Raw genomic sequence first — 10,299 nt, 5'->3', positions numbered from 1 at the left:
CTACGAGGCCAAAACGCGTTTCGATATATTGAAGACGCAGCTGGAGATGGCGTTCTCCCTGACCGTCCAGCTGCAGAATATAAGCCTGCTCCGCTATCTCAAATAGCCGGCATCGGATGTAAGCCGCAGGCCGGATCGCCCCGTTTGCCTGCGCTATTCCCCGCCAGGCCGCCAAGCTGTCAGACGTCGCAGGGACCATATGCAGGAGCCTGCCAACCGCCGGATCCATCGCCGCACGCCACAGATATTTTAAGGAAACACCATGATCACGACCTCGCCGCTCGCCCTTGCTCCCAACAGTCCGGCTGCAGTCGACACGTCCCGGCCCGCAGGCCCCGCAGCTTCGGCCGCGAACCGGGCAAGCGTCGACTATAATGCCTTCTTGAAGCTTCTGGTCACCCAGATGCAGAACCAGGATCCCACCCAGCCCATGGATCCGACCCAGTATGTCAGCCAGCTTGCCACCTTCTCCAATGTCGAACAGGCCGTGCAGATGAACAGCAAGCTGGACGCGCTCATCGCTAACACCTCCGTTACCCAGGCCGCAGGCTGGGTCGGTCGCACCGTCTCCAATGCCGACGGCAGCGTCAAGGGCGTGGTCAAGTCCGTCACCATCCAGTCCAACGGCATGTTGGCCGAACTCGACAACGGCAAGAAAATCCTCATCGGACAAGGCATCAAGATCAGCTAGATCGCCTCTCCCGGAAGCCAAAGACACGCATTAATCCAGCAGAGGGCATTTTAAAAAGTCCGGGTTCCGAGTGGATGCCTCCAACAGCACTTGCCGCGGCGCATTGCGCTCTCCAGTCAGTCGTTTCAGCGAGCTTTCCGACGACCAGAAGCGGGACATCGCTGGCGGCACGCTGGAAAAATGTCAGGTGAGTCAGAATGCCATCTTGGCTTTGAGCAGAACCTCCGGCAGAAAGAAGCTGGAAGGATGACGATGCTGGCCATGACTAAGTTGGGAACGACAGACACTGACATTCGCTCTGCGCTACACGCCAAACGGTTGCGACGCGCGAAATCTCAACCCGATACGCTCGTGATCGATGAACTTGGCCTCGCGCACGCTCGGAGCCGCATCGACGTGGCCGTCATCAACGGCTGCATCCACGGCTATGAAATTAAAAGCGCCAAGGACAACCTCGAGCGGTTTGCGACCCAGATGGATATCTACCGCCAGACGCTACAAAAGCTAACTCTCGTCGCCGCACCGAAGCATATAGCAGGCATCTTGGCTCACGCTCCCGAATGGTGCGGCGTGATCGCGGCTGAGGAGGGACCAAGAGGCGGCATCAACTTCCAGGTGTTGCGAAACGCCGCCGCCAATCCCGAAATTGATCCCGTCATGATGGCGCACCTACTTTGGCGTGATGAAGTGATCCAACTCCTGGACCAAGCTGGATATGCGCCGAAAGATCTCCGCCGGCCGAGAAAACAACTTTACGAGATGCTATGCGAAGCCATGAGCCTTCGCGAGATCACCGCTTCCATCCGCGCCTTCATGGCACAGCGCCAGACGTGGAGAGATCGTCCAGCACGTGCATTATGTGATGGTTGATTGCTACGTCCTTCCATCGCGTGAGATTGCTCGGCGGAGCTTTCTTGATAGCGCATTTGCCTATGTAGTCATCTCCGTAGCTGTAGTCATTCCCTTTGAATAGGCCCGATCCCACAAGCACCGCACAATGCTCGTGCATCTGCCCTTCATTGCCTCGAAATGCCCCACCTTTGCAGACCCACCAGGATTTACCTGTAGTGTAAACAATCTTTCCCGCCGATTTGATCTTGCGCATGTCCTGCGGGGTGAAATCCGGATGGACGATCGTATAGTCTCCGTAGTTCGGTCGTCTCATGCCCGCTGGCAATCTTGAGAGAAGCGTCTGGAAAAATAGCCAATCGTGACGCGGTAACTCATCCTGCCCTTTCGCAAGATCCTTAAATGTTTCCGGAATCGCTGTGCCCACGAGCACGAAGTTACGAAACCGGTTGAGATCACCCAGCCGGCGCAAGGCAGTGATCAGTGCGATCGAGAATGTATCGTAGGGCTCAAAGTTTGGCTCACCGAGATCGACAATAAGATCGACTTCGTCCTCATTGACCTCAAGCGATCTACACATTGCGGCAACACGAGCGAATGCATCCTTCTTCATCAGGTCTTCGAGTCGGATGGCAATGGCGGCGCCTTGTCCGTTTCGCCCGATAATAGCCGCAACAGAATTCTGAAAACGACTTTCCGCATCAAGCCTGATCGCGGGTACGGCCGGAGCGTCAAACTTCCGCAAGCCCTCAAACACGTAAGTTAGAATGTCACGCCCGTCATCCATTACACCGTCGACAAGGCTTGGATGTATCCCGATCCACGCCGGTCTGTTGCCCCATTTCTTTTCATAGCGTGCGATAAAAGGATGGACGTGCTCATGGATAGTCTTCTTCGGCTGCCAGGAATCAAAATCGAATTCGCGCTCTGGAATCGTGATGTATGGAACGACCCGTTCTTTGGCTTTTGCAGTCAGCCGCATCAAAGCCTGATATTCAGCCATGCGCCATCGCAGCGCCGGAACATACATGTTCTCAGTCAAGATCATCGTTCGCCTCCTCGAGCTGCGAACGCACTTGATCCTGGCCAACCAAATCGTTCAGGATGGTGTAGTTGCGGCGCTCTTTCCTGATGCGTCCTGCAATGATGCTCGGATCGATGCCGATCGTCTCTGCATCGATCCGCACCGCCTCTTCCGACAGCGCGAAACGCGAGAGACACTGATCCCACAATGCTTCCGGTATCAGAGCGTCGAGCGCAAATTTATCGGCCTCTGCCTCGATCGCATCGCCGCCATTACCGCCTTCTTCATCGAAGAAGTCGAACCGCAGACCGTCGAAGAGATGCAGAAAGACGTGACCCAGTTCGTGCATCAGCACAAACCAGAAATTATCCAGTCGATCATAGCGCAGCGTGAGGCCTACGACCGGTGTCTCACCATCGGCGAGCATGGCCGCGCCGTCGAGATATGACCCCGGAAGGTGACGCTCCACAATGAGAACGATGCCTTTCTCAGCCAACAGATCCTGAGCACGCCTGGGTCCGTCTTTGCAGGTAGTAAGACGTACCAGCTGCTGCAGCCACCGGTCATCCAGTTCAAAGATGCCAACTTTACCGGCTTCGATTTTGCCATGCGCCCGCTCCAAAATACGCGCCTGCCACGCAAGCAGGGCGTATTCGTTCGGCACGTTCCCGCTGCGCATCTTCTTCCGATGAAAGGCCGTCGCAAATTGCGGTCCGGCCGCGTGCAAGAAATAATCCTTCACGCGCTCGATCGGGTTTGCGCCGCGCGGCAGATCAAACCACTTACGTTTGATCATCTCCTTGTAGGGAAGCTGACCCCAAACGATATCGTCGACATCGCCCCATGCGAACACCGATCCGCCGACTTGCTTCGGCCCCTCAAAACTTCCCGACGCCTTCACACCGAGCGCCTTCGAAATCTCGATCAGCCGACCAAGGCTTGCACCTATGTAATTGGTCGCCTCATAGCGCTGCACCTGTTGCGGCTTCATGCCAAGTTTTTCGGCAAGATCCGTCTGACTCATACCAGAGGCGATTCGCGCCTGCACCAGCACGCGCGGCAATTCTTCAAGCGCATAGGTTTTCGAGAAAGAGACCTGGCCGGATTTCAACAGATCGTATTCGGCAAGCTCGGCCTCGATATCGGCGATTTGGCTTTCGAGCCCATCGATCTCCGCCTGCCTGAGCCAAGCCTGATTTGATGCGCGCGCCTTTGCAGTAACAAGCGCATCTTGCAACTTCGCCAGTTGCGCCCTCGAAACGCAATACTGTTTGTCGCTATAAATCATGGCTGCACCTTCCCGGAGAGAAGTGGATCGGCCGAAAGCGGAATGGAGATGATCCCTTTCTGTTTTCCTGTGAAACGATCCTGTTGGAAAAAATCGACGAATGCTTGCCCGATGTCCACGCACATCATCGAGGACGGAAAGAATTCGCCCTTGAATGCCGCTTTCTGCGCTGCCCGACCGTTCGCAAATTCCAGGAACACGGGATCAAGCTTAGCCGGATCCACCCCAGTAGGATCCCAGCATGCATCGAAGTCGCCGGGCCTCGGCTTGCCGGTCACATAGCTGCCGTCGAGATAGATCACCGGACATCCAGCCAATCGCAGCTTGTTGGAGGCGAGGATGAGGCCTTCGAAAAGTTCACGCCGCCAAGGGTTCGTTGCGAAAGCAGCCGCTACATCTTCCAAGCCTGCCGCGTGGATCCCACGAGGCAGAACGGTCCATGGAGAGCCGGGCAATGTGACGAGCGCAGGAATCATGCTTACAACAATAATGTTGTAATAGCCAAAAAGCAAGCGGGGGAGAGTTTGGACATCCCATCGCCGCCGGAATCTGCTTGGGGAGCCAAGATGAACGCCAGAGGGAAGATTCACATTGAACCAGGAGCGAATGCTTTGGCAACGATAGCGTAGGGGTTCCCTTGCGCGCTAGCCAAATGGCCGCTGCCGCCTTCTTCGCGCCGCAGCCCTCCGATGAGCTGAACCACTTGCGCGCCGGCAAATCTCCCTGTTCTGTCTGGTTCCAGCACTCATCAAAAATAACCAGCTGAAGGCCTAGCCGCCCTGCGCGAACCAAACCGCATCATTCGCCTGAACGCGGTGCATTCCCGCACGAGCTATTCAGCTCCACCCTCTACGAGCGGGCTGGCGCGAAGCTGAAATCGACCGCTGGACCGAGGATCATGTTCGATGGCGGCCGACAGGCGAACGCGAAATAGTCAGGTAACGGCAGGGAAAGCTAATTTCACCGTTACCCTTCGCTTTTGTTATTCGACTTGGCCAATTTGAGCCCCCGCCGCTCTGCATACTCAATCAAAGCCACCTCGATAATCGCCGTCACTGAGCGTCGTTCGGCGTCAGCGAGTTGCTGCGCCAAAGCGAGAACCTCGATGTCTAAACGCGTAGTGAAGGGCTTCTTTATCATCAAAACTCACAGGACTTGCAGTTTGCTCTTTATGAATGCAATATGCGACTGCACGTGCATTGCACTTGCGTCGGCTGAGCGGAATGTTGACTCCATCCCGCTCAGCCTAACCACAACCCAAGCTGATAGGAGCTCGGATCAATGGCTGATTCGGACAATACCACGACTTTGCCTTCCGTCACGCGAAGGATGTTGCTGACGGGTACGACGATAACCACGGCGACGTTGTCGCTTGAATATGGCGTAGGCACCGCCGAGGCGCTGGCCCGCAATCCCGCCTCCGATCCGGCGCTGGACATTTGGCGGCAATGGCTGGCAGCCTATAATGAAATGCAACGCCTTTGGATAATGCAGATGGACCTCGAACGCAGGATGGTCGCCGCTGTCGGATTTCCGGAAGTGGAAATCGCATTGCCCGGAGTAAAGGCGCCGGTTCGTGCATTCAGTCTGGAAGACATAGACCGGATATGCGGCGATGAAGCCGGGCATCAGGTCGTGAAGACGCAGGCAATAGCAGCCTTCCGGGAACGACAGGAAGCCTGGGACCGTCTGGATGACGCTTTGGGGTATAGTCGTGCCGAAAAGGCCGAGATACGAGCGGACCGCACTGAAATGAAGTTGGCAGACGCCCTGATCGCCATGCCGGCCACCACGCTTGCCGGCGTGGCGGGCAAGCTCGATGCGGTCCTGCGCAGGGGCGAGTATTTCGAGCCCTCCCCGGATTTGCCTTGGCCGCAGGTGCGTTCAGCGCTAGCCGATCTGGTGCGCATCGGGCAGGCCCTGCAGCCTGGGCTCTTCATGCCCGGCAGTGACCGCAAGGGCCTCCCCGAAGCCAATGGGGGTGCATCATGAAAGCTCGTCCGACGACCGCAGGTTTCAATCGGAAAGTCTGCACCGGAGAACCAAACGACGGCCCTCCAACATACGCTTCACCGGAGGCTGCTGTGTCCGTGACACTGTCTGAACGTCTCCGCGATCTTCCCGAGAACAGGCGTCGCGAACTAGAAAGGATCTCACGAATCCTCTTCCATGAATTCAAAGAGGCGCAAAAAGGCAGGCTCGCGGACAAGGAGAAGAGCGGCCGTATCCTTACACTGGTTCTCTTTGGCTCCTGTGCACATGGTTGCCGGGTCGGAGCTTGCAAGGGCAATAATCGCTGCGAATATAACCTGCTCGTCGTCGTCAGCACCAAAACCTTCGCCGATCCACGTTTCTGGGACGGGGCCAAGGATTGCTTGCAGCGAGAACTGACGGTCACCAAGAGTCTGGCAACGCCAGTCAACTTCATCGTTCTCTCCATCATGGACTTAAACAACCAGCTCGTGCACGGCTGGCCTTTCTTCGTGGACATCGCCCGCACCGGCCTCATCCTCCACGACACGCCGGGCTTTCCCCTTGTCAAACCAAGGACGCTGGATTTAGAGGGCGCCAGGGCTGCGATGCGTCAGCATTTCGATCACTGGTTCCCGAGCGCCACGCATCGCTTCGAACTGGCGAAGGAGGCGATGGGGCGTGGTTACAACAGGGAAGCAGCCTTTGACCTCCATCAGACCGTCGAACGGCTCTATCACGGCACCCTGCGTGTCCTGACGCTCCATAGCCCGAAATCCCACCGACTGGCCTGGCTGCGCACGCATGCGGAGCGGGTCGCGCCCCGGCTGATCGCGGTCTGGCCCCGCGACAGCCGCTTCGCCCAGCAGTGCTTCGCCCGCCTCGAACGGGCCTATGTCGAGGCCCGGTATATGCACCAATACGAAATCACCGCCGAGGAACTGGCCTGGCTGGTCCGGCGCGTAACGGCGCTGCAGGAAACCGCTGCCGCGATCTGCGAGGAACATTTTGATGGGCTGCGCTGACGGCTGAAGGCAGGCCGCAGGCCGGTCCCGATTCGGGGCCGGCCTGCGGCTGGCATCCGGTCATCAACCGTACGCCGAAGACTGTTCAGAAGGCCTTCCAGATGGCGTTGATCCGGGCGATGGTTTTGATCGACCCGTCCGATGTAAAGCGCTCGAAATTATTTTCGCAGATGCTCCTGGAAATAACCAGAGTGTGCATTCGCTTATGGAAATCAGTATTCTATTTCGAACTTCGCGGAATTTTAGAAATGTCACTGCGACCGAAAAGACGACGTTACCAATAGATTGTGAAAATAGATCTATATAAATAATTCTCTGGAGCAAACGTTCTCATATTGAAAGCAAAAGTTTTCAATATGAGAACGAAAGTAAAATCAATATATAGATCGGGAAATTATAATTTGATATTGGATTTGCTTGGTTAATTTTGCCTCCAATCAAGCGATCACTCCATGATAAAAGCTTTCACCCTGCGCACAATCAGCTTCGTTCTGTTGTTGGTTATGACCATGTTGTTGTTCATGCAGCCTGCTGCGTGGGCTGCCCGTGGTATGGTCGGCACGCATGACATCTCGGGTCCGCTTATCGTCGGTAGCGATGTGCGATTGAACATTGTTGTTAAATGTGAGGGATGCAAGCCCAATTGGAGGGAGGTAACCGGTGGATATCGTTGGTGGAGGGTCGGATTGTCCGGCCAAGGGTTGCAGGGCAGGCAAATTGATGACGAGAGACGCTTTTCGTGGAGCGGGCGGCTTGGCGTCCCTGCAAGCTATAATGAGAGCTATCTCATCCGATATTGTTTGCCGGTCGAGGTGTTAAATGGGGGAGAGAATGACTGCTATGATGTGCCCATGGCGGGTCTCGTCAGGCCCACAGTAACCGTTGGGATAACCGACAGGATCGGGTCGGTGCTGCACGGGCCAAGCCCTTATGGCTCGTGGGTGTACGCGACTGCTAGAGCAAGTGGCGGATTTGACGCGGATGGGCAGCCCGAGACACGTTATACTTACTCCATAGCCAATGGCAGACTCCCAAAAGGGGTAACTTTCAATACTGAATCGGGTGTCATGGAGGGGCGCGCGGGAGAGTCAGGTGATTTCAGTTTTGACGTCGTTGCAACAGACCGCTTGGGGTATGTTGGCAAGACTCATGTGAGTTTTTCAATCGAGCCATCGAAGATCAAGCTGGCGGTTAAAGGGGGCAGCCTTCCACACCCCGAACTTTTGATTCCTTACGAGGCAGAACTTTACGCGACGCGCGGGGTTGAGCCCTTCACTTTTTCGGTTGAAAGTGGACAGCTTCCTCCCGGGGTGGAGTTGAATGGCGTAACCGGCAAGTTGAGCGGTAAGCCAAAGGTTCGTGGAAACTATTCTTTTACACTCGCGGTGAAGGATAGATTTGGGGCAAGCGATACGCTTGCCGTCAGTTGGGGTTTAGATAAACCCTTTCAGTGGGAAGTGGATTGTCCCGGCGGCGCAGAGCTCAAAGTCGGAAGCCGCGTATTTTGTAGGATCGGAGTAAAAAACTACGTAACTGGGCAGATGCCTTTTACAATGACTTGGAGCGGTGTGCCTGACGGTTTGAGGTCATCTGCCGCAAGTGAAGGTTACCCCTACATAAATATATTGGGCGAGCCTACGAAGGCGGGTACTTACGATATACGCGTTCAAGCGCGGGATACGACCGGCGGAACAGGCGAAATCGTTCAAAGAGTCACGGTGCACTCAAAAGCCGACATATGGGTAACAATCAAGGGCGGGGGCTCGGATGTGCCGCCAGGCAAGGTGGGACAGGAATACAAGGTAACTTTTGAAGCGAGCCGTGGTACTGCGCCTTATCAATTTTCTGTCGAAGGACCTCTTCCGGAGGGATTGTCGCTTGATCCGGTCTCTGGTGAACTGAAGGGTATCCCCACGCAGACGGGGACTTTCGATTTCGTCATAAGGGCAACGGACAAGACCGGGGATAATAATTTCCGCGGTAATCATCTGGTTATTTCGGCGCCCGAAATCACCATCAGCCCCGAGACTTTGTCCAACGGCAAGGTCGGGCTGGACTATAGCCAGACCATTTCAGCCTCGGGCGGTGTAGCGCCCTATTCATTCAGGCATGGGATAAATACATCGCCTCCTCCCGGACTTTCCATCAACGAGGCGACAGGGGTGCTGTCCGGCAAGCCGACGACGGCGGGAACGTTCACGTTCTGGCTTGGCGCAACCGACTCATATAATCAAGGCGCGAATAGTGACGAGACCAATGGCTGGCGGTTCTATACTGTTGAAATAGCGCCAGCGCCGGAGATCAAGCTTTCGGTCGAAAGCGCGACCGGTACCCTGCCTGTTCCGGTTTATAACCAGGCCTATAGTGCAAAATACAAGGTGGAAGGCGGCACAGGCCCGTATAAATGGAGCGTGGCGAGCGGTGAGCTTCCCGCTGGCCTGAGCCTTAACGACGACACCGGTGAACTGACCGGAACGGTCAAGGCTTCGGGCAAATTCTCATTCACGATCCAGGTGACGGACGCCGAGGGTTATACAAAAACGCGCGATGAGAGTTTCACGATTGCCGCGCCGACGATCACCATTAGTCCGGAGACCTTGTCCAAAGGCAAGGTCGGGCTGGACTATAGTCAGACGATTTCTGCATCGGGCGGTGTCGGACCCTATAAATACAGAAAGGGTATAAATACCTCACCTCCTGCGGGGCTTTCCATCAACGAGACGACAGGGGAGCTGTCCGGCAAGCCGACGACGGCGGGAACGTTCACCTTCTGGCTTGGCGCCAGCGATGTGAACAATCAGGGCGCGAATATTGACGAGAACAATGGCTGGCGTTTCTATACCGTTGAAATAGCGCCGGCCCCGGAGATCACGCTTGACCTGTCGCAGCTTGTCGACGGCAAGCAGAACCTTGCCTATGGCCCGGTCGAGGTGAAGGCAGACAAGGGTACCGAACCTTACGAGTACAAGATCGAGGGTCTGCCGGAAGGCCTCAAGGCTGAAGGCAACAAGATTTCGGGTACGCCGACGAAGGCTGGAAGCGCCACTGTCACCGTAACGGTGACGGACAAGGAAGGGTACCAGAAGTCCGAACAGAAGACGATCTCGGTCAAGGCGGCACCCGATATCTGGGTCATGATCCGGGAAAAGAGTGAACTTGTGACTGCCGTTTACGGGCAGGCAATCGAGGCGCGGACTTTTTATGCGGAAAACGGTACCGAACCCTACACCTTTAGCCTGGAAGGCAGCGTTCCTCCGGGCCTGACGCTGGATTCTGCAAGCGGTGTTCTGAGCGGTACACCGACCCAGACCGGCACGTTCAACTTCGATGTGCGGGCAACCGACAAGGACAGCTACAGCAATACGCATTCCAACAGTGTCACTGTCTCGGCCGACATCAAGGTTACGGTCGATAGTGCGGGAGGACAGCTTCCCGTACCGGTCTATAACCA

General features: G+C 55.9%; 10 protein-coding genes and 1 pseudogene. 7 read left to right on the top strand and 4 right to left on the bottom strand.

All coding sequences use genetic code 11. The features are described from left to right. The 3 genes from ACOWVS_RS23220 to ACOWVS_RS23210 form a co-directional block, all read left to right on the top strand. Positions 1–106 (top strand): flagellin (locus tag ACOWVS_RS23220; RefSeq protein WP_420973167.1); only part of this gene is annotated, 106 nt, incomplete at its 5' end. Between the two features lie 156 nt (positions 107–262). Further along, complete coding sequence (gene flgD / locus ACOWVS_RS23215; RefSeq protein WP_075042528.1) at positions 263–691, top strand: flagellar hook assembly protein FlgD; 429 nt, start codon at positions 263–265, stop codon at positions 689–691. 246 nt (positions 692–937) lie between these two features. Continuing rightward, positions 938–1,561, top strand: coding sequence for a sce7726 family protein (locus ACOWVS_RS23210; protein ID WP_420973164.1), 624 nt, complete (start codon positions 938–940; stop codon positions 1,559–1,561). Here ACOWVS_RS23210 and ACOWVS_RS23205 read toward each other — a convergent pair. The 4 genes from ACOWVS_RS23205 to ACOWVS_RS23190 all read right to left on the bottom strand — a co-directional run bounded on the left by ACOWVS_RS23205 (position 1,503) and on the right by ACOWVS_RS23190 (position 4,992). Further along, positions 1,503–2,588, bottom strand: a complete 1,086-nt coding sequence (locus ACOWVS_RS23205) for a beta family protein (RefSeq protein ID WP_075042529.1) — start codon at positions 2,586–2,588, stop codon at positions 1,503–1,505. The genes ACOWVS_RS23210 and ACOWVS_RS23205 overlap by 59 nt on opposite strands. Continuing rightward, entirely contained in the window at positions 2,575–3,852 is a 1,278-nt protein-coding gene (locus tag ACOWVS_RS23200; protein ID WP_075042530.1) for an XRE family transcriptional regulator, read from the bottom strand. Before ACOWVS_RS23200 ends, ACOWVS_RS23205 begins: the two co-directional genes overlap by 14 nt. Continuing rightward, positions 3,849–4,364: a DUF6932 family protein gene (locus ACOWVS_RS23195; protein ID WP_247644479.1), complete on the bottom strand. Its 516-nt coding sequence runs from the start codon at positions 4,362–4,364 to the stop codon at positions 3,849–3,851. The genes ACOWVS_RS23200 and ACOWVS_RS23195 overlap by 4 nt, the downstream gene beginning before the upstream one ends. A gap of 454 nt (positions 4,365–4,818) precedes the next feature. Next, positions 4,819–4,992 (bottom strand): ribbon-helix-helix protein, CopG family, encoded by a 174-nt coding sequence (locus ACOWVS_RS23190; RefSeq protein ID WP_139309334.1) that lies wholly within the window; start codon positions 4,990–4,992, stop codon positions 4,819–4,821. A 141-nt stretch (positions 4,993–5,133) separates the two neighbouring features. Here ACOWVS_RS23190 and ACOWVS_RS23185 point away from each other — a divergent pair, with 141 nt between their 5' ends. From ACOWVS_RS23185 to ACOWVS_RS23170, 4 genes and pseudogenes are all read left to right on the top strand, one after another. Continuing rightward, positions 5,134–5,844 carry a hypothetical protein gene (locus ACOWVS_RS23185; protein WP_075042531.1) on the top strand — a complete coding sequence of 237 codons (711 nt, stop codon included), beginning with the start codon at positions 5,134–5,136 and terminating at the stop codon, positions 5,842–5,844. A 92-nt stretch (positions 5,845–5,936) separates the two neighbouring features. After that, a complete protein-coding gene (locus tag ACOWVS_RS23180; protein WP_247644480.1) occupies positions 5,937–6,848 on the top strand; it encodes a HEPN domain-containing protein in 912 nt (303 codons plus the stop codon). A gap of 452 nt (positions 6,849–7,300) precedes the next feature. Beyond that, positions 7,301–8,263, top strand: a pseudogene (locus tag ACOWVS_RS23175) (Ig domain-containing protein); the annotation flags it as partial. Positions 8,264–8,566: 303 nt separating this feature from the next. Further along, positions 8,567–10,299: Ig domain-containing protein (locus tag ACOWVS_RS23170; protein ID WP_420973166.1), on the top strand; the 1,733-nt coding region annotated here is incomplete at its 3' end.

Source organism: Brucella sp. IR068 (genome assembly GCF_049065885.1).
Lineage (GTDB): Bacteria > Pseudomonadota > Alphaproteobacteria > Rhizobiales > Rhizobiaceae > Brucella > Brucella intermedia.
The sequence above is the reverse complement of the archived record's forward strand: the minus strand, read 5'-3'. Positions and strand labels throughout refer to the sequence as shown.